This window comes from Streptomyces sp. A 4/2, assembly GCF_940670765.1.
Taxonomy (GTDB): Bacteria; Actinomycetota; Actinomycetes; order Streptomycetales; family Streptomycetaceae; genus Streptomyces.
Genome location: NZ_CALNVW010000003.1, coordinates 121,908 through 147,417 on the forward strand (window position 1 = coordinate 121,908; position 25,510 = coordinate 147,417).

Below are 25,510 nucleotides of genomic sequence, written 5' to 3' on the forward strand. Positions count from 1 at the left end.
AGCAGCGAGCCGAGGAGGAGCGGCGCGGTGAGCCGGGCGCCGAAACCGGTGCTGGTCCCGGACACAGCCGTGCCGGTCCGGGTTGCCGCTTCTGCCGCTGGGACCGTCACCGCCTTCGGCTCCGTCCTCACCGTTGTGCCAACCGTTCGAGGAGCGCGGCGGCCTCGACGAGCGTGCGCCGCTCCGCCCCGTCGAGTTCCTCGCCGATGGCACGGGCCAGCCAGCCCTGCTTGTCGGCCCGTACAGCCGCGAGCGTACGGCGGCCGAGGTCGGTGACCGACATGACGGACTGCCGCCCGTCGGTCGGATCGGGGGCGCGCGCCACGAACCCCCGCTGCTCCAGCGCGCCGACGGTCAGCCGCATGGACTGCGGCCGGACCAGCTCGATGCGGGCCAGGGCGGCGGTGGTCGTCGGTCCCTCCCTCTCCAACAGGGCGAGCGCGGACCGCTGCGAGTGCGTGAGTTCGAGGCCGGGAGACGCCTGCCTGAGCCGCCGTGCCACCCGCCCGAGAACGGCCGCCAGCTCTGCGGCGATCTGTTCGGATCCGGGTTCGGCGGGGTTGGCGACCATGGCGGTCACGGTACGAGATGGACAGGAAGCCTTGCAAGTTGCCCTGTCCACCTTCTTCGCGGGCACACGCGGGCACACGCAACCCGGCGAACACCTGGACGCGCGACGGGGAAATTTGGCACGGTAGGCCCACCGGTCCACTAATCGAACGTGTGACCGATAGGAAGATCGACAGGAATCCGGGGCCCCGTCATGCCGTCCACCATGCCGTCCACCAGCCTCACGCCGGAAGTCGCAGAGTTCTACACCGCACAGAGCGTCTTCTCCGACCCCGGGGCACTGACCCCGCGCTATGCGGCCCTGCCCACCGACCCGGCCGAACTCGCCCGCACAGCACGGGACTTGGTGATCCACCGCCTGGAGGGTGAGGCCTTCGGCCACACCATCCCCGAGGACCGTCTGCACCACGACGCCGAGACGCGCTACACGGACGACATCCTGCGGATCATCACCGACCGGAACGACGCACCGCTGACCGAACCGAGGGCGCCCGCGGACCGCTTCGTCGGGGTCTGCCGCGACATCGCCCTGCTGCACTGCTCGTTCCTGCGCCACGCGGGCGTACCCGCCCGGCTGCGGTCCGGCTTCGCCGACTACTTCGGCACGGACGGCTTCCACGACGACCATGTGGTCACCGAGTACTGGGACGCCCGGCGCGGCTGGCTGCTCGCGGACGCGGAACTGACCGATCCCACGATCGCGGCGCGGTACGCGGCCCCGTTCGACACCATGGACGTGCCGCGCGACCGCTTCCTGGTCGCGGGCGCCGCATGGCGGGCCATCCGGGCGGGCGAGGCGGACCCGAAGACCTTCGGGCTCCGGATCCCGGACGCCTCACTGATCGGCCTGTGGTTCGTGGCGGGCAACGTACGGCTGGACCTCGCCGCGCTCAACCGGACCGAAACCCTGCTCTGGGACGTCTGGGGAGCGGGCGCGGACGACGACGCCGGGATGACGGACGCGCTCCACGCCCTGTACGACGAGGCGTCGGAGGTGACGGGCGACGAAGTCCGGTTCGCCGCGGCACGACGGCTGTTCCTGGAGAACGAGGGGCTGCGGACGCCGAGGACCGTACGGTGCCTGGCGGCGTTCGACGGGCCGCACGACGTGACGCTGCGGGGGTGAGACGGAGGCGGGCGACCGGGGCATGGGACCACCGAGGCCACCGGGCTACTGAGCTACTGAGCTACTGAGCTACTGTCCCACCGGTTCCGCTCGGCGGCCTTCCGGTAACTACCGGGCAAGTGGCTCACGTCGCACGACAGTTGCCACCTCACCCCGACCCGTCGCGCCCTACCGCCGCGCCCCTCCCGCCTGACGCGCCCTACCGCCGCACCCCGCCCGTCCGACCTGCCGGCGCGTACTGATCACCGGTCACCGTGACCTGCTGCCCGCCGCCCGTGACGGTCGAGGTCGAACTCAGACAGCTGCCCGAAGCGGGATCGGTCACCGTGGGCAGGCCGCCCGTGTAGTCGGTGCCGCCCTCGGTCCCGACAGGAGCGCCGTAGACCACGGTGACCTGCTGCGTGCATCCGGCGGTGAGGTACGGCTCGACGAAGCCCTGGTCCGCGGGCTTGAAGCGACCCGATGCGATGGGGAGCCGAAAGCTGCCGATGTGCGCCACGTGCGCGCCCGTCGCGGTGTTCACCACGTCACCGGTCATCAGCTGGGTCGTGCCGTCGTCACTCGCCCGTTCCAGCTGAAGGCCGTACATCGTCCCCTTGGTGTAGGCGAAACGCACGGCGCAGCTGACCCCGGCCCCGCCGTCGGCGCCGTACGTGCAGTTGCTGTCCGTGGTGGTGGCGTCGGCGTTGAACGAGCTGAACACCGCTTGCAGGTTGGGCTTCCCATCGGCACCGGCGGGCTTCGGCTGGAAGCCCGCGTACGGCCGGGTCCCGCTCTCCAGGGTGGTGTAGTACGCGAAGTAGATCCCCGACGCGTCGGGCGCGGCATCGAACGCCATCGGAAGCGTCAGCCGGGTCACGGGCCCGGGAGCACCTGTCGACCACCGGGCGATGGGCGTCGACGCCCAGCTCTGCCCCGCGGCCCCCAACGTGATCAGAACGGCGGCACCTGCGGCCGTGGCCAGGCGAAGAAGCTTCATGGTCTCTCCTCTGTCGCGCGTGATCGTTCACCGTCGCTCTGACACCGACGAGTGCGCACAAAGTAGTAAGCGTTTTCTCTCGCCGTCAATAGACCGGCGAAGGTCTCCACTCGCGCACCGCGCACTCAACAGGCCTATACATGCAGCTAGTTGAGCAATTCATCCGGATTTGCCGTCGGCCGACCCCAGCCGGAAGCCCGGCGTCCAGCACGTCGCAGCGCGGGACGATGCACTCATGACGGAACGCGCTTACCACCCAACTTCCGGTGAGGCACGGGCCAAGCTACTCACGATCCCCGCGAGGGCCGAACCGGCGCCCCGCATAGCGCGAGCGCCCTGGAAGGGCCGCTTTCAGGTCACTCCCGCAGCCCTGCGTGACGGGCGGTTGCGCCACCGGGTCACCACCCACAGGACGTTGATTCCGCCCAGGGTGATCAGTACTGCCGCCGAGTCGGCCTCGCGCGCAAGGCCGTGCTCCGGCCCCAGGCCCCGTGCCGCGCGGACCAGCAAGGTGACGTCGACAGGAAGGGTGACGGCGGCCATGAACGTCAGGCAGGCCACCGTGCCGACCACGAGGACGACGCTGTAGAGGCGAACGGCCCGGCGCTCGTGCGGGGGCAATCGCGTGCTCGGGTCGTCCGCCCCGGTGGTCCTCCCCGGACGCAGCGATCGCAGCGCCCGCCGGGACAGGTACCGGGCGTAGGCGAGACCGTCGCCGTACAGGTTCCGGCAGCCGGTGAGATCCTGGAGCACGAAGTACAGATCCGTACGGGTGAACACCATGAGCTGGAAGGGCAGCGGCATCAGGGCCAGCAGCAGGGCTGCAGACAGCAACCGGTGGGCCGTTGGACCGGTGTCTGCCAGGGCGAGGATCAGGACCAGGGACGATGCGACGCACAGGTTGAGGGCGATACCGGCCAGGTAGGCCGTCAGCCGGTGGCGGCGGGGCGCGAGCTCGATGCCGCTGATGTCGGTCTGCATGACGAGGAACTGCAGCCGGGTGCCCAGCCGCATCCTCCCCGGCACGCCGGCGGCGCGGGCGGTGACGAGGTGCGCCAGCTCGTGGGCCAGCACCAGCGCCCACCCGGCTGCCGCTCCGGTGAACAGGACCAGGCTGCCGTGCGGACTCCACAGCAGGTCGCGGTAGCCGGGCCGCAAGCCGGGGCGGCAGATCAGGGCAGTGACGGCAGCCACCAGCAGTGCTCCGACGCATACGGGAAGCGCCGGGTGCAGGGCGAACCGGGCGTGGGGCGGGCGGAGTCGTGGCAGGGACGCGCGTGGCGGTTCGATGTCCGGAATCGGGCAGTCCCCGATCCGTGCCACGAACCCCAGGGCGGCCAGATCCCTGACGAAATCCGTGATCTCGACCTCTTCACCGGTCTCCTCACGCAGCATCGCCGCCGTGCGGGCCACGCTCAGCCCGTCGCCCAGGAGTTCCACCGCCCTTGCTCCAACCACCGGCATGGCGACGAAGGTTCGGGTGGCCATACGGCCCACGATCCACTCGTCCCGGTCACGACGCACTGCCAGGTCGTGCAGCACGACGCGAGTCGACGGCCTGATCCGAGGACGCTCCTCCGCCTCGATGTCAGTCACGGAAGGTCCCCGGATCCGGACTCGCAATCCGTTCCTGGTTCACAGCCCGTTCCTGGTTCACAGCCCGTTCCTGGATCACGGTCGGCTCCGGGCTGACAGCCGGCTCCGGGCTCGCACCCGGCTCCAGGTTCACGGCTGACTCCGGACCCACACCCGACTCCAGGTTCGCAACCCGTTCCACCCCGCAGCCGGGGCAGTCCGGGCGGCGGCCCGACCGCTGCATGATCGCGTCGCCGGGCACCATGAGGTTGAGGCCGAACCGGTATCCGGGGTCGACCGGCGGGACCCCGCACAGCAGCGTGACGGCGGCGTGGGCCAGCAGGCTGCCGGACAGGCCCGCGGTCATGGCGTTGGCCGGATTCCACGGCATTCGGGGCGAGGCGACATCCTCGTCCTGTCCGGGCGCAAGCCGCAGATCGCGCCGTTCGGCCTCGGCAATGCGCAGGCACTCCCAGCACGCGCCCCGGCCAGGCGTGAAGACCCCGGCGCTCACCAGTGGGCCTCGGTAGCCGGCTTCCGCCCACGACGTGCCGGAGGCCAGGCAGACCCGGTTGGCCCATCTCCGGATTTCGGCGGGGCGGTCGGCGGCCAGCAACAGCACGTCGTACCCCGGCTCGCGGCGGTAGCGGTCGGGGACGCCGGTCAGCAGAGCTTCGAGGTCCGCCGGCCCCCGTACCTCCCGGCGCTCGCCGGTCACGGTCGTCTGCGAGTTCAGGGCTCGTAACGCCGTCAGCGCCGCGTCCACCTTGGGCGTACCGAGGTCGTACTCGCGGAAGAGCGTCTGCCGATTGAGGTTGGACAGCTCGACGACATCCGGGTCGACGCAGTGCAGCTGCCCGACTCCGGAGGCCACCAGATCCCGTGCGGCGGCTCCGCCGGTACCGCCGACGCCGATCAACAGGACCCGCGCACGGTGCAGTTGCACCTGCGGCTCCCAGGCACTCTCCCTCGGCCGGAGATCCATCCAGCGCAGCAACGTCATGCCCCTGCTGTACCGCTCCCGTTCCCGCTCGGACAGCTCCGCGGGCGGCGCGGCACCGGCATCCTCCACGAACCCGGCCGTGGTCAGGTCCGTCATCGCCTGGACGATGTCCGGGGCCGGTATCCGTGGTCCCGGGTGGCGGCGGGACACCTCGGCGACGATTTCCGCGGTGTTCCGCGTGCCGTCCATGGCCTCGACCAGCGTCCACACCCAGCCGTCGGGATCCTTGAGCTCGGAACCGATGCCGTAGACGACGCTCCCGATCCTTATGTGGCCGTCCATCGCCCGATAGGCCCGGTGTTCCGGCTTGATCCGAGGCCGCCGCATCGCTTGCACCGTCATCTTCGCGCCATTGTCGTCAACACCAACTCCTCTAGCACCAACAGTCGTTGACAACATTCACTCCCTGCGCAAATCCTGGCAAGAGCACCTCAGTTCACTGCACGCCGCACCTGCTACCGGAAGGACACGGCATGGCGAACAAGATCGAGATCCGTCCGCTGGACAAGAAGGAGACCACCAGCGACAGCGGTGGCAACGGCGGCTCCTGACCGGAATCGACGTGATGGACCGCTACCCCACGGGCGCGGAGGTCACCGGGTCGGCGCGGCAGTTGGTCTCCCGGTTCCCGGGAGTCGGCAGGCTGCGCCGGATCGGGATGTCGCGCGCCGGACGTCCGATCCTGATGCTGTCCGTGGGGCACGGGCCGCACCACGTCCTGGTGGTCGCCGGACCCCACCCCGACGAGCCGGTCGGCGGCGCGACCGCCCTCGCGCTGGCGGAGCAGGTGGCACGCGGAGACCGGCTGTCCGCGGCGACCGACCCCGCCATCGTCACCTGGGACATCGTCCTGTGCCTCGACCCGGACGGCGCCGCGCTGAGCGAGGGCGGAACCGAAGGGACGACAGCTGCGGCCGGCCACACCCTGAAGAGCTACTACCGCACCGCCTACCGGCCCGTCGCGGCGGAACAGCCGGAGTGGGCACCGATCGCCTCGCAGCCGCTCCCGGAGAGCCGGACGCTGTTCGATGTGATCGACGAACTGCGCCCGATTCTCCAGTGCTCCCTCCACAGCACCGATGTGGGCGGCAGCTGGCTGCAGTTGACCCGAGACCTCCCCGAACTGGCCGCGTCTTTCCACTCGTCCGCTGAAGAGCTCGGAATCCCGCTCCAGCACGGCACGTACGACGCCCTGTACTGGGAGAACCCCAGCCCTGCGGTCTACGTCCTGCCCCCGCCGGACAGCTCCGACCGCCTGGCGGCCGGGTCGGAGAACATTGGGCTGTCCACCTGGTGCGCGCCGCTGGAGTACGGCGGCGTCACGGCGATCGTCGAAGTGCCCATGTGGGCGACCGACATGGCCGCGGACCTGTCCCCGTACCCGGGAGCCGACCGGGCACTGCGCGACTTGGCCGAGCTGGTACGGGACGGCGGACGGCAGGTCACCGCCGTCCTCGACAGGGCACGCGGATTCCTGCCGCCGGCCCAGGACAGCCCGTTCAGACGCGTGGTGGAGTGGATGTCCGACGGCCTCTACGACCTGGTCGCCACGTCCTGGGAACCGCTCGCCCGGCAGGCAGCCGCAGCGTCGCACGGTGACGATCCACGGCAGTTGACGACGGCCCAGGTGTCCGCTCTGGACATCGTGGCCCGCCGCCAACCGCTCAGGGCGGCGGGCCTGCTGCTCCGACTGCTGAAGGCTGCGGACGACGACGCGGCCCCGGGACTGCACCACGAGCTGGACGCGCTCTTCACCGCATGGTGCACGGACTTCGAGAAGGCGCTGCAGGTACGCCGAGTGCCTGTGCGCCATCAGGTGGAACACCAGACCCGCACGGTGCTGGCAGCCGCCGAGAGCGCACTGAAGGCTCACCGGTGAACATGTCCCGTGCGTACAGGTCGAGTTCGAAGCGTCGGAGGGTCGAAGAGGCGGGACGGGCCACGGTTCTTCGGCGCCGCCGACGCGAAGGGACAGTGAGCGCCGCAGGGGAGATCCGGCGCCATGCAATCCGCTGGCCCGCCGCGCCCGGCCCGGTCTAGGATCAAGGACTTTCGATACTCTGACACGTCGTCGACACTCCGGTGCAGGGGGTGCTCGTGCCTGCCCCGCGCAGACATGAGCGAGGCAAAGGAAACGGACCGGTTCAGGTCAGATCCTGAGCACGCCGCCCTGACGACAGGTCATGGACACAGGGGGCAACATGGCGCGGCGGACCGGTCAGCGTGGACACCTTAGGCGCGTGTCCGAACGGCATCGCACTGCGACAGAACCCGAATCCAACAAGCCATCGACCCGGACCGCACTGGTGGCTGCTGTTCTCACCGGCTTGTCCGCCGTCGTCGTGAGCCTCATCACCGGCCTGGGGTCGTCGCTTCAGGGGTTCGTCACCGACGCGCTCTCGGGTGACGACAAGCCGGCCGCTTCAGCCCGACCTGATCCGAGAGCGTCCACTCCCCTTGAGGTGGCGGTCGTACGGGAGGAGGGCGGCACGTATATGGTCTCGGACCACAAAGTCACCGGCGCTGCAGACAGGGCCGTACTCACAGGCACAAGAACTCCGGAGTCCTGGAACCATCTGCTCCGGAAGATCGCCGCGGTCTCCGTCAACAAGACCGCCTACAAGCTGACGGTCACCAATGTGTCCTCCACGCCCATCAGGGTGGTGGACATCGTGCCCGTGATCACACGGCGCACCGAAGCGATCAGCACCACGATGATCGAACCTCTGGGAGGGATCGGATCGGACAACATCCCGGCGGAACTCGACCTGGACAACCGGTACCCCAAGTTCACTCAGCACGGAAAGCCCTACTTCTCCCGGCAGTCGCAGACCCTCAAGACCGGCGACGGTTTCGTCATGGCCGTGGAGTCGAAGCTGATGGGCAAGGAGTACGTCGAGTACCACCTGAGGGTGGACTACATCGACAGCAAGGGGATCAAGCACTCCCTCCAGGTGAAGGACCCGGGCTCCGTCCCCGGCGTGTTCCGCGTATCCGGCGTCCTTGACGACGCGGAGTACGCCGAATACTGGGGACCTGACAAGACCGGAGTGGCCTGGAGGCCGTACAGCCTGGCCGAAAGGAAATAGCCGCGGCAGAGGTGAGGGCTCCTCTCCGGTTGGGCTGATCGTGGACCTGGTCGGGGCCGTCGAGCATGACCTGGAGCCCGACCGGGTCCGCGCCGTGGTCATAAGCGTCGCGGGCGGCCGCTCGAAGTCACGCCGCCTCGCGTCGCATCTGGTCGAGCATCCCAGCGTGCTGACCGACGGCCGCTCTCCGGCGCCCAGGGCCGTCGGCGACCTGCTCATCGCCCTGCGCGAGGTCGGCGCCCAGACGGTGTCGCCGCCGTGTTGCGCCGAGTGCGGCAGACAGATGCGCACCCTCCAGCGCCGCGGCCAGGACTGGTACTGCTGGAACTGCGGACCACTGTCCGAGCCGTGTGCTTCCTGCGGAAACACCCGCCGGGTCGCTTCACGCGACCGGGCCGGACGACCACGATGCGGCAAGTGCCCGGACACCGATGGACGCGACCCCATCGCGGTGATCGGCGCCCTGATCACCGAACTTGACCCGCAGGCCCTGCAGGAAGTGATCGCCGACGCGGTCCACCGAGCGGCACCCCGCCCCTCCTACCAGCAGAAACTCGCCTGGGCCCTAGAATCCAACCCCTCCCTGCTGACCGGGGACGGCCATCTCGCACCTCACCGCGCGATCCTCCGACTCATCGACCTGCTGCACGAGGCCGACGTCACTGGGATCGTCCGGCCGTCCTGCCCCGGCTGCCACAGAGTCGTACGCATCGACAAGCCCCTGGACGGACAGCGGGTCTGCCGCACCTGCATCTCCCACTCCCGCATCGAGGAGTGCTCAGGCTGCGGAGCCCGACGCGAGCCGGCCACCCGCGACGACCATGGCCGACCGCTGTGTCCCAATTGCCTGGTCAGCGACCCGGCGAACCTGGAGACCTGCATCAACTGCGGCAGACGAAAGGTAGTGAGCACTCGCACGCCGGACGGCCCGCTCTGCCCGAGCTGCCCCGCGCTCCCCACCATGGCCTGCAGCATCTGCGGCGAGGAGAAGCCCTGCGGCACCTCCCGCACCACAGGCCGACCGTGGTGCCCGGAATGTCAGCGCCTGTCAGCCTCGTGCTCGGCCTGCGGAGGCGTCGCGGCGGTCGTCTCCGGCACCCTCACCGAGCCCCTTTGCGTGGACTGCACCGCCCCTGAGGTCTGGCACACCTGTCCCACCTGCGACGACCCCGACTACCCGCACCCCGGCCAGTGCGCTCGCTGCCTCATCAACCGGCGCCTCAACGAACTGCTGGGCCCTCCGTCCGATGCCCTCCACCCCGGCCTCGAAGCCCTCCGGCACAACATCGCCACCACCGAGCACCCCATCACCGCCAGACGGTGGCTGAACAAGCCGTCCGTCTCCCCGGTCCTGTCCGACCTCGCGGTCGGCCGACGAGCCCTCACCCACGAGGCCCTCGACGAACTGCCCGACAGCCCGCCCCTTTCCCACCTCCGCCAAGTCCTCGTCGGCGTCGGTGCCCTGCCCGAGCGCGACGAGTACATGGTCCGCCTCGAACGCTTCCTCACCGGCCTCCTCGCATCCCATCAGGACCCCGAACAACGCAAAGTCCTACACCGGTACGCGATCTGGCACCTGCTCCGGCGACTTCGCCGACGCAACAACGGCCGCCCCATCACCCCGCAGCAGTTCATATCTGCACGTCAACGCACCCACGCGGCCGTCGCCTTCCTGAACTGGCTGGCGGCCCACGACCTCACCCTGGAGATCTGTCGGCAGCCCGACCTCGACCGGTGGCTCACCGACGACTCCGCCACTTACCGCCAGACGGCCGGGCACTTCATCCGCTGGGCTCGCACCAACAAGCTCACCACCGTCCACGTCCCCGCCGTCCGCTGGAACGGCCCCACTCAGCCGCTCGATGACGAGCATCGCTGGAACGTCGCACGCCGACTCCTGCACGACTACACCCTCAAGCCCGAAGACCGCCTCGCAGGACTGCTTCTCCTCCTCTATGCCCAAGGGGCGTCGGCGATCAGCCGGTTGACCATCGAGGACGTCGAGGTCGGCGCTCAGGAAGTACGTCTCCACCTCGGCGATGCCCCCGTCCAATTGCCTGAGCCCGTCGCCGCGCTGGCCCGCGCGGTCGCCGCGAACCGCAAGGGGCACGCGACCATCGGGGCCTTGGCCCCGTCTCCATGGCTCTTCCCCGGCGGCCAGCCCGGACGGCCGATCAGCACCACACAGCTGACACATCGCCTCAACCAGCTCGGAATCCGGCCCAACCAGGCCCGCAGCACCGCGCTCTTCCAGCTCGCCACCCAGATTCCTGCCGCAATCCTCGCCCGCACCCTGGGCATCCACACCGACGTCGCCGTCGCCTGGCAACGTCTCTCCGCGGGCGACTGGGCCACCTACGCCGCCGAGATCAGCCACAGAGCAAGTCGCCACGACCACGAAATCGCGTCCGGCGACCGGTGCCGCGACTCACGACACGAATGAGATCCAATGCGAACCTATCGCTACAAGGTGCAGAAGAGTGGCTTCGGACTGTTTCTCGGGATCGCAGCCGAAGCCATCCGGCTGACGGTCCCGCCAACTGCCGGCGCCCCCGTCAGCGACCGGGTCTGGCTAGACGCTTCCGAGGTCAACAACGCCTACTACGGCAACCGGCTGACACTCACCGAGAGTGAAGTCGCCACGCTGCGAGTCGGCCTGGGCAAGGTCTCTGGCGACATCGAACTCGTCGAAAGCAGCCCTTACATACTGATCGCAGTCCGAGCACTGGAGATCTTCGAGGTCGATTACGCAGAGGTGGCCCTCGCGCCGGCGATCGCCGGGTGGGCCGAAGCGGAGTTCTCTCTGGCACCCCGCCGCTGCCACGCCACTCGCGACAGCGCTACCGGCGAGTTCACGTTGGACTGGGATGAGTGACCTACATGGCCAAGGGTGTCATCGGGTGCGATCACGCCCAAGGCATTCGGACAGTTCCAATACCCGACGTCACCATTACACCTGTGGCCCGACTCCGAGGAGCGGACCCGGGCCGCCGTCGACAAGGCGTACGCGGACCGGTCCGCCGAGGCCCAGCCTCAGGTCGACGAAGCGGCGTAACCGCTCCCCCGTGCGCTGACCGAAGTCAGCACGCTGCGGACTCCGTGCGGACCGCAAAGGCCGCCCAACCCACTCCGCCACAGGTCAGACGGCCTTTCGCTAGATCAACTACACGTTGAAGCGGAACTCCACCACATCCCCGTCCTGCATCACGTACTCCTTGCCCTCCATCCGGGCCTTGCCCTTCGCGCGTGCCTCCGCGACCGAGCCCGTCTCCATCAGGTCCGCGAACGAGATCACCTCGGCCTTGATGAAGCCCTTCTGGAAGTCGGTGTGGATCACACCGGCCGCCTCGGGAGCCGTCGCGCCCTTCTTGATCGTCCAGGCGCGGGACTCCTTGGGGCCTGCCGTCAGGTACGTCTGGAGGCCCAGCGTGTCGAAGCCGACGCGGCCGAGTGTGGCCAGGCCCGGCTCTTCCTGGCCCATCGACTGGAGGAGTTCGAGCGCCTCCGCGTCGTCGAGTTCGATCAGCTCGGACTCGATCTTGGCGTTGAGGAAGATCGCCTCGGCGGGGGCGACCAGGGCGCGCTGCTCGTTCTTGAAGTCCTCGTCGACCAGTTCGTCCTCGTCGACGTTGAAGACGTACAGGAAGGGCTTCGTGGTGAGGAGGTGCAGCTCGTGGAGGAGGCGGCCCTTCTCGGTGTTGGCCGTGATGCCTGCCGCGAAGAGCGTGGTGCCCGCTTCGAGGATCTTCTGGGCCTCCTCGACGGCCGCCAGGACCGCGACCTTCTCCTTCTGGAGGCGGGACTCCTTCGTGAGGCGCGGGACCGCCTTCTCCACGGACTGGAGGTCGGCGAGGATCAGCTCGGTGTTGATCGTCTCGATGTCGTCCTTGGGCGAGACCTTGCCGTCGACGTGGACGACGTTCTCGTCCTTGAAGGCGCGGATGACCTGGCAGATCGCATCGGATTCGCGGATGTTCGCCAGGAACTTGTTGCCCAGCCCCTCGCCCTCCGACGCCCCGCGCACGATGCCCGCGATGTCGACGAAGTCGACCGTCGCCGGGATGATCTTCTGGGAGCCGAAGACCTCGGCGAGCTTGGCCAGGCGGACGTCGGGGACACCGACGACGCCGACGTTCGGCTCGATGGTGGCGAACGGGTAGTTGGCCGCCAGCACGTCGTTCTTGGTCAGGGCGTTGAACAGGGTCGACTTGCCGACATTCGGCAGACCGACGATTCCGATCGTGAGCGACACGTTGGCGACTTCCCGTAGCGAGAGCTGATGTACCCGGCCCGGAGGTGGGCCGATCGCCCAGTTTACGGGCGTGTCGTACGGGACCCGGCGCCCCGTGTCATCGAACTGATCGCCAAGCTCGCTCAAAGCGCGTGTCCAACGCCGGATTCATCCCGTCCCGCAACCTACTTTGGTCAAGTGGACCAGCGACCCAGGATTCGTACGTCTCAGCCGGACGGTCCTTCCGAGAGCAGCATCGCGGCGCCCCCGCCTCCGCCCCCGTCGGCGACCGTCTACCGGACGGCCCCGGTCCGGGCCCGGCGACCCGTACCGCCGGTGGTGGTCGCGCTGCGGCGGCTGCCGAATCCGCGGCTGACCGGCCTGGGCGGCGGGATCTTCGCCGCGGGGGTGATGTTCCTGCTCGGCTGCGTGGACTGGCTGCTGTTCGACGGCGGGCCGCTGATGTACGGGCTGCTGTTCCTGCCGGTCGCCGCACTGACCGCGGTCTGGGTGCGCCCCGCCGATCTGGTCACCGCGCCGGTCAGCGTGCCGATCGCGTTCGCCTTCGGCACGCTGCCGATCGCCGGTGGCACCGGCGGGGTCGGCGGGCGGGTACTCGCCGTGATCACGACGCTCGCGCTGAACGCCGGGTGGCTGTACGGCGGGACGCTGGTCGCCGGGGTGATCGCGACCGTGCGAAAGGTACGGATGATCCGGCGGCGGTACCGGTAGTCAGGGGCCTCAGGGGCCGGAGGGGCGGCCGGGATCGAACCCTGGGCCCCAGGCTTCCGGGCCGGAACCGGTCAGCGGCGGGACGCCGCCATCGCCGCGCCCACGATGCCCGCGTTGTTCTGCAGCTGGGCCGGCACGATCTCCGCGCGGATCCCCTCGATCAGGGGAAGGAACTTCTCGGACTTGCGGCTCACGCCGCCGCCGATGATGAAGAGTTCCGGCGAGAAGAGCATCTCCACGTGCGCCAGGTACTTCTGCACGCGGTGCGCCCAGTGGTGCCAGCTCAGGTCCTCGTCCTCCTTGGCCTTCGTCGACGCGCGCGTCTCCGCGTCGTGGCCGTGCAGTTCGAGGTGGCCCAGCTCGGTGTTGGGCAGCAGGTTCCCGTTACGGAAGACGGCCGAGCCGATGCCCGTACCGAGCGTGAGCAGGATGACCGTGCCCGTGCGGTCGCGGCCCGCCCCGAAGGTCATCTCCGCGATGCCCGCGGCGTCCCCGTCGTTGAGTACGGTCACCGGCAGGTCCAGCCTGCCGCCGATCAGAGCCGCCGCGTCGACGCCGATCCAGCTCTTGTCGACATTGGCCGCCGTGCGGACGGTGCCTTCGGTGACGACACCGGGGAAGGTGATCCCCACCGTGCCGGTCCAGGCGAAGTTCTTGACCACCTCGGCGACCCCGTCGGCCACACCGTCGGGCGTGGCCGGATGCGGGGTCAGCACTTTGTGACGTTCCTGCGCGAGGTCTCCGCGGTCCAGGTCCACGGGAGCGCCCTTGATCCCGGATCCGCCGATGTCCACACCGAAGATCTGCATGGCTCCCACGTTACGGCGCGGAACGCTCCGTCACTTGCCGGAAGGCTCCGCGGGGTGACTCCCCGCCGCGTCGGCGGAGAGACTCGCCGCCTCGGCTCGCAGGTCACGGCGGAGTTCCTTGGGGAGCGAGAAGGTGATCGACTCCTCGGCCGCCTTCACGATCTCCACATCGCCGAAGCCGCGCGCGGCCAGCCATTCCAGTACGCCGTCGACCAGGATCTCCGGGACCGAGGCGCCCGAGGTGACGCCGACCGTGCTGACGCCCTCCAGCCAGGCCTCGTCCAGCTCCTCGGCGAAGTCCACCAGATGGGAGGCGCGGGCGCCCGCGCCGAGCGCCACCTCGACCAGCCGTACCGAGTTCGACGAGTTCTTGGAGCCGACGACGATGACCAGGTCGGCGTCCGCGCCCATCTGCTTGACGGCGGTCTGCCGGTTCTGGGTGGCGTAGCAGATGTCGTCGCTGGGCGGCGAGATGAGCTGCGGGAACTTCTCCTTGAGCGCGTCGACCGTCTCCATGGTCTCGTCCACGGAGAGGGTGGTCTGGGAGAGCCAGACCACCTTCGACTCGTCGCGCACGGTGACGTTGGCGACGTCCTCGGGGCCGTCCACGAGCGTGATGTGTTCGGGCGCCTCACCGCTCGTCCCGACGACCTCCTCGTGGCCCTCGTGGCCGATCAGCAGGATGTCGTAGTCGTCGTTGGCGAAGCGGACGGCTTCCTTGTGGACCTTGGTGACCAGCGGGCAGGTGGCGTCGATCGTCGCGAGACTGCGCTGCGCCGCCTCGTCGTGGACGACGGGCGCGACGCCGTGCGCGGAGAAGACCACGATGGAGCCCTCCGGGACCTCCTGCGTCTCGTCGACGAAGACGGCGCCCTTCTTCTCCAGGGTCTGCACGACGTATTTGTTGTGCACGATCTCCTTGCGGACGTAGACGGGCGCACCGTACTGCTCAAGGGCCTTCTCGACGGCGATCACGGCACGGTCCACACCGGCGCAGTACCCACGGGGGGCGGCGAGCAGGACACGACGGGCAGTCTGTGCAGTCATACCGTCCATCGTAAGGCCGTGCCCTGCGGGCCGGGGCTCGCGCTTGCGGGAAGACTGGCGTCATGACTACCGATGGCACGACTACGGACAGTGGTGGGGCAGCGCCTACCCTTCGACGGAATCTCGGTTTCCGGGATCTGGTCGTCTACGGGCTGCTCTTCATCGCCCCGATGGCGCCCGTGGGGATCTTCGGCACCCTCGACGCGAAAGCGCACGGCGCGGTGGCACTCGTCTACGTCGTGGCCACGATCGCGATGGGATTCACCGCGTTCAGCTACGCCCAGATGGTGCGGGTCGTCCCGCAGGCCGGATCGGTCTTCGCCTACGCGCGCAAGGGCCTCGGCGAGGGGCCCGGCTTCATCGCCGGGTGGATGGCGCTGCTCGACTACCTGCTGATCCCGGCGGTCGCGTACCTCTTCTCCGGGATCGCGCTGAACGCGCTCGTGCCCTCGGTGTCGCGGTGGGTGTGGACCGCGCTCGCCGTGGTGGTGACCACGCTGCTGAACCTCTGGGGCGTACGGGCGGCGGCCCGGGTCGGCTTCGCGGTGCTCGCGCTGGAGATCGTTGTGCTCGGGGTGTTCGTGGTGGCCGCGGTGGTGGTGCTGATCCAGCACGGGCCGCGGCAGGGCTGGGCGACGCCGTTCACCGCCGACACCGGGTTCTCGTTGTCGGCGGTGCTCGGGGCGGTGTCCGTGGCGGTGCTGTCGTACCTGGGGTTCGACGCGATCGCCTCGTTCGCGGAGGAGGTCACCGGGGGGTCGGCGAAGGTCGCGCGGGCGGTGCTGTTCTGCCTGGTGCTCGCGGGTGTGCTGTTCATCGTGCAGGGGTACCTGGCGGCGGTTCTGGAGCCGGTGTCGTCGGCGAAGTTGGCCGCCGATCCGGCCGCGCAGGGGTCGGCCTTCTACGACACGGTGGACTCCGCGGTCGGCAGCTGGCTGCACGACCTGGTCGCGGTGAGCAAGGCGATCGGGGCGGCCTTCGCGGCACTGGCGGGACAGGCGGCGGCGGGACGGCTGCTCTTCGCGATGGGCCGCAACCGGCGGCTGCCGCGCGTCCTCGCGAAGGTGGACGGCCCGTCCGGGGTGCCGCGGGTCGCGCTGCTGCTGGCCGCGGTGGTGACGCTGGTGGCGGCGGTGTGGGCGGCGCGGCGCGACGACGGCCTGGACCGGCTGGTGTCGGTGGTCGACATCGGGGCGCTGACCGCGTTCGTCCTGCTGCACGCCTCGGTGGTGGGCTGGTTCGCGGTGAAGAAGGAGGAGGGGCCGCCGGTCTGGTGGCGGCATGTGCTGATGCCGGTGCTGGGTGCGGCGGTGACGGTCGCGGTGATCGTGGAGGCGACGAGCACGGCGCAGTGGGTCGGGCTGATCTGGCTGGCGGCCGGGCTCGTGGTGTTCGCCGTGCAGCGCGGGCGCCGGGTCGGCGGTCTCTCCTGACGGGACCTGTCTCTCCTGACGGGACCTGTCGCTGTCCTTCCCGGCGGATCCGTGGTTCTTTCCCGGCGGCCCCGCCGTCTCTCCCGGATCCGTCGGCGGGCTCACCCCGGACCCGTCGGCGGCCGTCGATGTCAGTGGCACCGCATAGCCTGCGTGCATGGCTCTGAATACGAGTGCGGACGCACCGCTGCCCGTGGGCGAGGTGTCGCGGCTCATCGGGGGGTGGATCGACCGGCTCGGCGCGGTGTGGGTCGAGGGGCAGATCACCCAGCTGTCGCGCCGGCCGGGCGCGGGGGTGGTGTTCCTGACGCTGCGCGACCCCTCGTACGACATCTCGGTGTCCGTGACCTGCTTCCGGCAGGTCTTCGACGCGGTCGCGGACGTGGTGGCGGAGGGCGCGCGGGTCGTCGTCCACGCGAAGCCCGAGTGGTACGCGCCGCGCGGCCAGTTGTCGTTGCGGGCCGTGGAGATGAAGCCGGTGGGGATCGGTGAACTGCTGGCCCGCCTGGAACAGCTGAAGAGGACGCTGGCCGGGGAAGGCCTGTTCGCCCTGGACCGTAAGAAGCCGGTGCCCTTCCTGCCGCAGCTGGTCGGTCTGGTGACGGGCCGGGCCTCGGCGGCGGAGCGGGACGTGCTGGAGAACGCACGGCGGCGCTGGCCCGCCGTGCGGTTCGAGGTGCGGAATGTGGCGGTGCAGGGGGTGCACGCCGTGCCGCAGGTGGTCGAAGCGGTGCGGGAGCTGGACGGGCTTCCGGACGTGGACGTGATCATCGTGGCGCGGGGCGGGGGCAGCGTGGAGGATCTGCTGCCGTTCTCCGACGAGCAGCTGGTCCGGGCGGTGGCCGCGTGCGGTACGCCGGTCGTCTCGGCGATCGGGCACGAGCCGGATTCGCCGCTGCTGGATCTGGTGGCGGATGTCCGGGCGTCCACCCCGACGGACGCGGCGAAGAAGGTCGTACCGGACGTCGGGGAGGAGCTGGACCGGGTCCGGCTGCTGCGGGACCGCGCGCTGCGGTCCGTCCAGGGGCTGCTCGACCGGGAGCAGCGCGGGCTGGCCGCCGCACTGGCCAGGCCCTCGATGGAGCGACCGCGGCGGATGGTGGAGGAGCGCGAGGAGGTCGTCGACGCGCTCGTCGAGCGGAGCAGGCGCACGCTGCGGCACCTGCTGGACCGTGCGGACTCGGAGCTCGCGCACACCCGCGCGCGGGTGGTGGCGCTCTCCCCGGCGGCGACGCTGGAGCGGGGGTACGCGGTGTTGCAGCGGGCGGACGGGGCGGTGGTGCGGGTCCCGGACGAGGTGGCGGACGGAGAGCCGCTGCGGGCCCGGGTGGCCGGGGGCGAGCTGGACGTCACGGTCGCACCGAGGGATCCGGCGGTACCACCGGGCGAAGAACGGACGCGACCGGACGAAGAGCACGAGTGAAGGCGAAGGGTGGACGAGATGGCCAAGACGGATGAAGCGGCGCCGGGCTACGAGCAGGCGCGCGACGAACTGATCGATGTCGTGCGGCGGTTGGAGACCGGGGGGACGACGCTGGAGGAGTCCCTGGCGCTCTGGGAGCGGGGCGAGGAGCTGGCGAAGGTGTGCCGGGGCTGGCTGGACGGGGCGCGGGCGCGCCTGGACGCGGCGCTGGCCGAGGGCACGGAGCGGGGCGAGGACTGACGGCCCCGGCGGAGCGGGGTGAGGGCCGACGTTCGGGGGGCCGTATCCGGAGGGCCGGTCCGGTTGTGAGGCCGATCACGTCGGGGCGGATTTAGTTGAAACTTAATACATCTCGGTCGTACAGTCGAGGACGCCCGCGATCCACCGCCTGGATCCCCCGTGATCCACCACCCGGATCCCCCGTATGCCCGGAAGGTACGAAAGATGTCGCTCGTTCTCGACCCCGCCGCCCAGGACCTCCTCTTCCGTGAGGCGCGCACCGCGAACACCTTCACCGACGAGCCGGTGACCGAGGAGCAGGTGCAGGCGATCTACGACCTGGTCAAGTTCGGGCCGACCGCCTTCAACCAGTCGCCGCTGCGCATCACCCTCGTCCGCTCCCCCGAGGCCCGTGAGCGCCTCGTGCAGCACATGGCCGAGGGCAACGCGCAGAAGACCGCCACCGCCCCGCTGGTCGCGATCCTCTCCGCCGACAACGAGTTCCACGAGGAGCTCCCGCAGCTGCTCCCGCACTTCCCCGCGGCCAAGGACGCGTTCTTCTCCGAGCGCCCGGTCCGCGAGCAGGCCGCCCTGGTCAACGCCACACTCCAGGCCGGTTACTTCATCGTCGGCATCCGCGCCGCCGGTCTGGCCGCCGGTCCGATGACGGGCTTCGACTTCGCCGGCATCCAGAAGGAGTTCCTGGACGACGACCACACCCCGCTGATGGTCATCAACATCGGCAAGCCGGGCGACGACGCGTGGTTCCCCCGCTCCCCGCGCCTGTCCCTCGACGAGGTCATCACCACCGTCTGACCCGTCCGTCAGGACCCCAGGCATACCGAGAGGCCGCCGCACCCCACAGGGGCGCGGCGGCCTCTCGGCGTACCCGGCGGCTCGCACCGCCGGGACGTCACGCCTGTCCGGACTTGAGCGCCGCCGCCATCTTCGCCAGCTGCTCGTACGACGCGGTCCCCGTCACCACCGTGGTGGAACCCTTGTCGTGGCGCACCAGGGCGTCGTACTTGGCACCCTTCCAGCGCTGCCAGGTCTCGCCGCCCACCTGCTGCGTACCGGACGTCTTCGACGCGTCCTTGCTCACGGCCGTGACGAACTCCGCCGCGGGGCCGGTGGACTGCTCCACGGCCACGTACTGCCCCTCCGGGTCCAGGAACCCCAGGTGCCACGCATTGCCGTTCTGCCGCTCGTAGGAGACCGACGTCGCCTTCCAGCCCCCGGGGAGCCCGACCGGCGCCTGCACCGGGTACGGCGCCGCGCGCTGCGCCGTGAGCTGCTCCACGCGGTAGTCGACCGTCTTCACCGGTTCGGAAGTCCCGGCATGCGGAACGAATACGTAGATACATGCGGCGGCGGCGCCGATGACCGCCATCGACTGCACCAGTCCCCGCACCGTCTTGTTGCTTCGCGTACCTGCCACGGCCCCATGCTCTCAGGTCGCCCGCTCGCTCATACGTGGGGCCCGCTGCTCATTTTGTCGGCCTGACGATAGAATCGAACGAACCCTCTACATACGGCCGTCGTCGTATCAGAAAGGTGCGTGCCGATGACCGAGCATCATCTCCCTTCGCAGCTGGAGGTCTCCCCCGAGGCCCCGGACCGCAACCTCGCCCTGGAGCTCGTCCGGGTCACCGAGGCCGCCGCCATGGCCGCCGGCCGGTGGGTCGGGCGGGGCGACAAGATCGGGGCGGACGGTGCCGCGGTCAACGCGATGCGGACGCTCGTCTCCACCGTCTCGATGAACGGCGTCGTCGTCATCGGCGAGGGCGAGAAGGACGAAGCCCCGATGCTCTTCAACGGAGAGCACATCGGCGACGGCACCGGCCCGGAGGTCGACATCGCCGTCGACCCGATCGACGGCACCACGCTCAACGCCAAGGGCATGCCGAACGCGATCGCCGTGCTGGCCGCCGCCGACCGCGGCTCGATGTTCGACCCGTCCGCGGTGTTCTACATGGACAAGCTGGTCACCGGCCCGGAGGCCGCCGACTTCGTCGACATCAACGCCCCCGTCTCGGTCAACATCCGCCGGGTCGCCAAGGCGAAGAGGTCGTCGCCCGAGGACGTCACCGTGGTCATCCTCGACCGCCCCCGCCACGACGGGATCGTCAAGGAGATCCGGGAGACCGGCGCCCGGATCAAGTTCATCTCGGACGGCGACGTGGCCGGCTCGATCATGGCCGTACGGGAAGGCACCGGCGTCGACCTGCTGATGGGCATCGGCGGTACGCCCGAGGGCATCATCAGCGCCTGTGCGATCAAGTGCCTCGGCGGCACGATCCAGGGCAAGCTCTGGCCGAAGGACGAGGCCGAGCGGCAGCGTGCCCTCGACGCGGGCCACGACCTGGACCGGGTGCTGTCCACGACCGACCTGGTCAGCGGGGACAACGTGTTCTTCGTCGCCACCGGCATCACCGACGGCGAGCTGCTGCGCGGCGTGCGCTACCGGGCCGAGACCGCGACCACCCAGTCCCTGGTCATGCGCTCGAAGTCCGGCACCATCCGGCAGATCGACTCGACGCACCGGCTGTCGAAGCTGCGCGCGTACAGCGCGGTCGACTTCGACCGCGCCAAGTAGCGCCTGGAAGCAGGTGCGGAGCCCGGCGCCGCAGAGGGCCGGACGAAGCGGAATCCGGCGGAAGGGGCGCCCCCGTGTGCGGCGGGGGCGCCCCTTCTCGCATGCCGTGGGTCTCCCGCGGTCAGCCCGCCTGCGCCATGGGGTCCGCCGCCGCGCTCCTCAGCTCCACCTCGCGCCGTCGGCGCCGGGCCAGGACGACGCGGCGCTCGGCCGCGGTCAGCCCGCCCCAGACTCCGTACGGCTCGGGCTGCAGCAGCGCGTGCTCCTGGCACTCGACCATCACCGGACAGCGGGCGCAGACCCGCTTCGCCGCCTCCTCGCGGGCGAGACGGGCGGCCGTCGGCTCCTTGGACGGGGCGAAGAAGAGCCCCGCCTCGTCCCGGCGGCACACCGCCTCCGCATGCCAGGGCCCTGCCTGATCCTCCCGAGCCGGAAGACGCTGCGGTGGCACGGCAGCGACCTGCAAGGACTGATGCGGCGGATGCAGCACGGTCTACTCCTGACGACGGCTTCGCGAGCGAGAGACGATGCAGCAGTCCCTACCCGCTGTGCGCGCGCCTATGCACTGTGTACCGAAGGACGCGGCCGTCCCGCCGGGGGTGCCGGACCGCCCCATCGGGGCCGTCACACCGCCTACTTGAGGTGTTTGCGCAGCTTCTTCTGGATGTGGTCGTGCAGGTCCGCGATCAGCTTGCCGCGCTTCGGCTTGGCCTCGATGTTGCCGAAGACCGAGTAGCCGTTCACCACGACCACCGGCGCCTCCGGGTTCTCCGATTCGAGGGTGTCGACCTCGAAGTTGCCGAAGATCCCCGTGCCGTTGCCGCGCAGCGTGATGTTCTCCGGGACCGTGACCTCGACGTTGCCGAAGATCGAAGTGGCGTTGATGACCGTGAGCCGCTGCTCGAACAGCGCCTCGGTGAGATCGATCTCGATGTTGCCGAAGAGCGAGAACGCGTTCGTCCTGCGGCCGATCCGCCAGCGCCCCTTGCGGGTCGAACTGGAGAAGACCGCGATCAGGTTGTCCGCGGTGACCGGCGTGCCGGAGTCGTCCGACGGGAGCGGGTGCCCCGCGGCGCCCGGCTCGCGGCGGTTGCTGTGTCCGGGCAAGTCCTGGACCAGCGGCTCCAGTTCGCCGAGGGTCTTGGCGCGGTAGACCGACTCGATCCGCTCGGAGTGCTCTTCGGCGTCCAGACGCCCCTCGGCCAGGGCGTCCCTGAGGATGTCGGCGATCCGGTCGCGGTCGGCGTCGGACGCACGGATGCCGACGGGCTGCGGCTGCTGGGGCTGCTTTTCGAGGTCCACCGGCCCAGCGTACCCAAACGCGATAGATCGCGACTAGCACTTCGCCGGGCCAACTGGGCGGCCCCGCCTTCCCGGGGGTCCCACCGGCGTTGAGCCCTACCTCACAGCCACGCACCCCCTCCGGGGTTCTACGCTGGTGAACGCTGTGCCGATAGCGGCCAGCCCGCGTCTGCCGAGTGAGGAATGGCCGTCATGCCAGAGTTTGCGTACTCCGATCTGCTTCCTGTGGGAGCCGACACCACGCCGTACCGGCTGGTGACCGCCGAGGGCGTCTCCACCTTCGAGGCCGACGGGCGTACTTTCCTCAAGGTCGAGCCCGAGGCACTGCGCACGCTCGCCGCCGAGGCCATGCACGACATCTCGCACTACCTGCGCCCGGCCCACCTCACCCAGCTGCGCAAGATCATCGACGACCCCGAGGCCTCGTCGAACGACAAGTTCGTCGCGCTCGACCTGCTGAAGAACGCCAACATCGCCGCGGCCGGTGTGCTCCCGATGTGCCAGGACACCGGCACCGCGATCGTCATGGGCAAGCGCGGCCAGAACGTCCTCACCGAGGGCGGCGACGAGGAGGCCCTGTCGCACGGCATCTTCGACGCGTACACCAAGCTCAACCTGCGGTACTCGCAGATGGCCCCGCTCACCATGTGGGAGGAGAAGAACACCGGCTCGAACCTGCCCGCGCAGATCGAGCTGTACGCGACCGACGGCGGCGCGTACAAGTTCCTCTTCATGGCCAAGGGCGGCGGCTCGGCCAACAAGTCCTTCCTCTACCAGGAGACCAAGGCCGTCCTCAACGAGGCGTCCATGATGAAGTTCCTGGAGGAGAAGATCCGTTCGCTGGGTACGGCCGCGTGCCCGCCGTACCACCTCGCGATCACCGTGGGCGGCACCTCCGCCGAGTTCGCGCTGAAGACCGCGAAGTACGCCTCCGCGCACTACCTCGACGAGCTGCCGACCGAGGGCTCCCCGACCGGTCACGGCTTCCGTGACACGGAGCTGGAGCAGAAGGTCTTCGAGCTGACCCAGAAGATCGGCATCGGCGCCCAGTTCGGCGGCAAGTACTTCTGCCACGACGTCCGCGTGGTCCGGCTCCCCCGGCACGGCGCCTCGCTGCCCGTCGCCATCGCCGTCTCCTGCTCGGCGGACCGCCAGGCCGTCGCGAAGATCACCGCCGAGGGCGTCTTCCTGGAGCAGCTGGAGACCGACCCGGCGCGCTTCCTCCCCGACACCACGGACGAGCACCTGGACGCGGGCGGTGACGTCGTCGAGGTCGACCTGAACCGGCCGATGGACGACGTCCTCGCCGAGCTGACCAAGTACCCGGTCAAGACCCGGCTCTCGCTGACCGGCCCGCTGGTCGTGGCCCGCGACATCGCGCACGCCAAGATCAAGGAGCGGCTGGACGCGGGCGAGGAGATGCCGCAGTACCTGAAGGACCACCCGGTGTACTACGCGGGCCCGGCGAAGACCCCCGAGGGGTACGCGTCCGGTTCGTTCGGCCCGACCACGGCCGGGCGGATGGACTCCTACGTGGCGCAGTTCCAGGCCGCGGGCGGCTCGAAGGTCATGCTCGCCAAGGGCAACCGCTCCCAGCAGGTCACCGACGCCTGCGGCGCGCACGGCGGCTTCTACCTCGGCTCGATCGGCGGCCCCGCCGCGCGGCTGGCCCAGGACTGCATCAAGAAGGTCGAGGTCCTGGAGTACGAGGAGCTGGGCATGGAGGCCGTGTGGAAGATCGAGGTGGAGGACTTCCCGGCCTTCATCGTGGTCGACGACAAGGGCAACGACTTCTTCCAGGCGCCGGCCGGGGCGCCGACGATCCTGAACATCCCGGTCAGGGCGCCCGGCCAGGCGTGACCGCCGTACTGCCCGGGATCACCCCGCACCGCCGTCCGGCGGTGCGGGGTGATCTTTTGCGTACGGCCGGGAACACCCGTCTCCGGGGCATTGCTGTCCGACAAGGAGGTACGACGATGACTGAGCAGTACCGGATCGAGCACGACTCCATGGGTGAGGTACGGGTCCCCGCCGCCGCCAAGTGGCGCGCCCAGACCCAGCGTGCGGTGGAGAACTTCCCCGTCTCGGGCCAGACCCTGGAGCGGGCGCACATCGAGGCGCTGGCCCGGATCAAGGCGGCAGCCGCCAAGGTCAACGCCGAGCTCGGGGTCGTCGACAAGGACCTCGCGCAGGCGGTCCAGGAGGCCGCCGCCGAGGTGGCGGACGGGCGGTGGGACGGCGAGTTCCCGGTGGACGTCTTCCAGACGGGCTCCGGCACCTCGTCGAACATGAACATGAACGAGGTCATCGCCACGCTCGCCACCGAGCGGCTGGGCCGTGACGTGCACCCCAACGACCACGTCAACGCCTCCCAGTCGTCCAACGACGTCTTCCCCTCGTCCATCCACATCGCGGCCACCGCGGCCGTCACCGGCGATCTGATCCCGGCGCTGAACCATCTGGCGGCCTCGCTGGAGCGCAAGGCCGAGGAGTTCTCGGAGGTCGTGAAGTCCGGGCGTACGCACCTGATGGACGCCACCCCGGTGACCCTGGGCCAGGAGTTCGGCGGGTACGCGGCGCAGATCCGCTACGGCGTCGAACGGCTCCACGCCTCGCTGCCCCGCCTCGCCGAACTCCCCCTCGGCGGTACGGCGGTGGGCACCGGCATCAACACCCCACCCGGCTTCTCGGCCGCGGTGATCGCCGAGGTGGCCCGCACGACCGGGCTGCCGCTGACCGAGGCGCGCAACCACTTCGAGGCGCAGGGCGCCCGGGACGGGATCGTCGAGACGTCCGGCCAGCTGCGGACCATCGGGGCCGGCCTCACCAAGATCTCCAACGATCTGCGCTGGATGGCATCGGGCCCGCGCACCGGCCTCGCCGAGATCTCCCTGCCCGACCTCCAGCCCGGTTCCTCGATCATGCCGGGCAAGGTCAACCCGGTGATCCCGGAGGCGGTGCTGATGGTGGCGGCGCAGGTCACCGGCAACGACGCGACGGTGGCGGCGGCCGGAGCCGCGGGCAACTTCGAACTGAACGTGATGCTGCCGGTGATCGCCAAGAACGTCCTGGAGTCGGTACGGCTCCTCGCCCGCGTCTCCCGGCTGCTCGCGGACCGTACGGTCGACGGGATCACCGCGGATGTGGAACGGGCGCGGGAGTACGCGGAGTCCTCGCCGTCGGTCGTCACGCCGCTGAACAAGTACCTCGGGTACGAGGAGGCCGCGAAGGTGGCGAAGCGGGCGGTGGCCGAACGGAAGACGATCCGCGAGGTGGTGGTGGAGGGCGGCTACGTGTCCCGGGGTGTCCTCACCGAGGCGGAACTGGACGCGGCGCTGGACGTGCTGGGGATGACACGGCCGTAGGGCTTCGCAGG

Annotated in this window: 23 protein-coding genes; 13 read left to right on the forward strand and 10 right to left on the reverse strand. The window is 69.8% G+C overall.

The window, feature by feature from the left end:
* Positions 1-127 precede the first annotated feature (127 nt).
* Positions 128-571: a MarR family winged helix-turn-helix transcriptional regulator gene (locus NBY69_RS03525; RefSeq protein WP_250298129.1), complete on the reverse strand. Its 444-nt coding sequence runs from the start codon at positions 569-571 to the stop codon at positions 128-130.
* A gap of 192 nt (positions 572-763) precedes the next feature.
* On the opposite strand from NBY69_RS03525, the gene NBY69_RS03530 reads away from it, so the two are divergent.
* Entirely contained in the window at positions 764-1,696 is a 933-nt protein-coding gene (locus tag NBY69_RS03530) for a transglutaminase family protein (RefSeq protein ID WP_250298131.1), read from the forward strand.
* A 199-nt stretch (positions 1,697-1,895) separates the two neighbouring features.
* Here the strand turns inward: NBY69_RS03530 and NBY69_RS03535 are convergent, their stop codons facing one another.
* From NBY69_RS03535 to NBY69_RS03545, 3 genes are all read right to left on the reverse strand, one after another.
* The gene (locus NBY69_RS03535) at positions 1,896-2,675 is read right to left on the reverse strand and encodes a hypothetical protein (RefSeq protein WP_250298132.1); all 780 of its coding nucleotides are present in this window, start codon (positions 2,673-2,675) and stop codon (positions 1,896-1,898) included.
* A 351-nt stretch (positions 2,676-3,026) separates the two neighbouring features.
* Positions 3,027-4,271, reverse strand: a complete 1,245-nt coding sequence (locus NBY69_RS03540) for a hypothetical protein (RefSeq protein ID WP_250298133.1) — start codon at positions 4,269-4,271, stop codon at positions 3,027-3,029.
* A complete protein-coding gene (locus tag NBY69_RS03545) occupies positions 4,264-5,595 on the reverse strand; it encodes a ThiF family adenylyltransferase (RefSeq protein WP_250298135.1) in 1,332 nt (443 codons plus the stop codon). The genes NBY69_RS03540 and NBY69_RS03545 overlap by 8 nt, the downstream gene beginning before the upstream one ends.
* A gap of 223 nt (positions 5,596-5,818) precedes the next feature.
* On the opposite strand from NBY69_RS03545, the gene NBY69_RS03550 reads away from it, so the two are divergent.
* The 4 genes from NBY69_RS03550 (at position 5,819) to NBY69_RS03565 (ending at position 11,217) form a co-directional block, all read left to right on the forward strand.
* A complete protein-coding gene (locus tag NBY69_RS03550) occupies positions 5,819-7,132 on the forward strand; it encodes a M14 family zinc carboxypeptidase (RefSeq protein ID WP_250298136.1) in 1,314 nt (437 codons plus the stop codon).
* Between the two features lie 304 nt (positions 7,133-7,436).
* Complete coding sequence (locus NBY69_RS03555; protein ID WP_250298138.1) at positions 7,437-8,342, forward strand: hypothetical protein; 906 nt, start codon at positions 7,437-7,439, stop codon at positions 8,340-8,342.
* A gap of 40 nt (positions 8,343-8,382) precedes the next feature.
* A complete protein-coding gene (locus NBY69_RS03560) occupies positions 8,383-10,785 on the forward strand; it encodes a site-specific integrase (RefSeq protein WP_250298140.1) in 2,403 nt (800 codons plus the stop codon).
* Positions 10,786-10,791: 6 nt separating this feature from the next.
* Positions 10,792-11,217, forward strand: coding sequence for a hypothetical protein (locus NBY69_RS03565; RefSeq protein WP_250298141.1), 426 nt, complete (start codon positions 10,792-10,794; stop codon positions 11,215-11,217).
* A 288-nt stretch (positions 11,218-11,505) separates the two neighbouring features.
* Here the strand turns inward: NBY69_RS03565 and ychF are convergent, their stop codons facing one another.
* Positions 11,506-12,594 carry a redox-regulated ATPase YchF gene (ychF, locus tag NBY69_RS03570; RefSeq protein ID WP_250298143.1) on the reverse strand — a complete coding sequence of 363 codons (1,089 nt, stop codon included), beginning with the start codon at positions 12,592-12,594 and terminating at the stop codon, positions 11,506-11,508.
* 234 nt (positions 12,595-12,828) lie between these two features.
* On the opposite strand from ychF, the gene NBY69_RS03575 reads away from it, so the two are divergent.
* A complete protein-coding gene (locus NBY69_RS03575) occupies positions 12,829-13,305 on the forward strand; it encodes a DUF6542 domain-containing protein (RefSeq protein ID WP_374211203.1) in 477 nt (158 codons plus the stop codon).
* 71 nt (positions 13,306-13,376) lie between these two features.
* Here NBY69_RS03575 and ppgK read toward each other — a convergent pair whose 3' ends face one another.
* Both ppgK and NBY69_RS03585 read right to left on the reverse strand, forming a co-directional pair.
* Positions 13,377-14,114 (reverse strand): polyphosphate--glucose phosphotransferase, encoded by a 738-nt coding sequence (ppgK, locus tag NBY69_RS03580; protein ID WP_250298145.1) that lies wholly within the window; start codon positions 14,112-14,114, stop codon positions 13,377-13,379.
* A gap of 30 nt (positions 14,115-14,144) precedes the next feature.
* Positions 14,145-15,170 carry a 4-hydroxy-3-methylbut-2-enyl diphosphate reductase gene (locus tag NBY69_RS03585; RefSeq protein ID WP_250298146.1) on the reverse strand — a complete coding sequence of 342 codons (1,026 nt, stop codon included), beginning with the start codon at positions 15,168-15,170 and terminating at the stop codon, positions 14,145-14,147.
* A 53-nt stretch (positions 15,171-15,223) separates the two neighbouring features.
* On the opposite strand from NBY69_RS03585, the gene NBY69_RS03590 reads away from it, so the two are divergent.
* The 4 genes from NBY69_RS03590 (at position 15,224) to NBY69_RS03605 (ending at position 19,052) form a co-directional block, all read left to right on the forward strand.
* Entirely contained in the window at positions 15,224-16,594 is a 1,371-nt protein-coding gene (locus NBY69_RS03590) for an APC family permease (RefSeq protein WP_250298147.1), read from the forward strand.
* A 157-nt stretch (positions 16,595-16,751) separates the two neighbouring features.
* A complete protein-coding gene (gene xseA / locus NBY69_RS03595) occupies positions 16,752-18,017 on the forward strand; it encodes an exodeoxyribonuclease VII large subunit (protein WP_250298148.1) in 1,266 nt (421 codons plus the stop codon).
* An 18-nt stretch (positions 18,018-18,035) separates the two neighbouring features.
* Positions 18,036-18,257, forward strand: a complete 222-nt coding sequence (locus NBY69_RS03600) for an exodeoxyribonuclease VII small subunit (RefSeq protein ID WP_250298149.1) — start codon at positions 18,036-18,038, stop codon at positions 18,255-18,257.
* 204 nt (positions 18,258-18,461) lie between these two features.
* A complete protein-coding gene (locus NBY69_RS03605; RefSeq protein WP_250298151.1) occupies positions 18,462-19,052 on the forward strand; it encodes a malonic semialdehyde reductase in 591 nt (196 codons plus the stop codon).
* A 97-nt stretch (positions 19,053-19,149) separates the two neighbouring features.
* Here the strand turns inward: NBY69_RS03605 and NBY69_RS03610 are convergent, their stop codons facing one another.
* Complete coding sequence (locus NBY69_RS03610) at positions 19,150-19,674, reverse strand: DUF4245 domain-containing protein (protein ID WP_266641029.1); 525 nt, start codon at positions 19,672-19,674, stop codon at positions 19,150-19,152.
* A 126-nt stretch (positions 19,675-19,800) separates the two neighbouring features.
* On the opposite strand from NBY69_RS03610, the gene glpX reads away from it, so the two are divergent.
* A complete protein-coding gene (glpX, locus tag NBY69_RS03615) occupies positions 19,801-20,832 on the forward strand; it encodes a class II fructose-bisphosphatase (RefSeq protein ID WP_250298152.1) in 1,032 nt (343 codons plus the stop codon).
* 121 nt (positions 20,833-20,953) lie between these two features.
* Here the strand turns inward: glpX and NBY69_RS03620 are convergent, their stop codons facing one another.
* The gene (locus NBY69_RS03620) at positions 20,954-21,322 is read right to left on the reverse strand and encodes a WhiB family transcriptional regulator (protein WP_250298154.1); all 369 of its coding nucleotides are present in this window, start codon (positions 21,320-21,322) and stop codon (positions 20,954-20,956) included.
* 143 nt (positions 21,323-21,465) lie between these two features.
* Entirely contained in the window at positions 21,466-22,134 is a 669-nt protein-coding gene (locus tag NBY69_RS03625; RefSeq protein ID WP_250298155.1) for a DUF1707 domain-containing protein, read from the reverse strand.
* A gap of 183 nt (positions 22,135-22,317) precedes the next feature.
* On the opposite strand from NBY69_RS03625, the gene NBY69_RS03630 reads away from it, so the two are divergent.
* Together NBY69_RS03630 and NBY69_RS03635 are read left to right on the forward strand one after the other, a co-directional pair.
* Positions 22,318-23,994 (forward strand): fumarate hydratase, encoded by a 1,677-nt coding sequence (locus NBY69_RS03630; protein ID WP_250298156.1) that lies wholly within the window; start codon positions 22,318-22,320, stop codon positions 23,992-23,994.
* 116 nt (positions 23,995-24,110) lie between these two features.
* Positions 24,111-25,499, forward strand: a complete 1,389-nt coding sequence (locus NBY69_RS03635) for an aspartate ammonia-lyase (protein WP_250298158.1) — start codon at positions 24,111-24,113, stop codon at positions 25,497-25,499.
* Positions 25,500-25,510 lie beyond the last annotated feature (11 nt).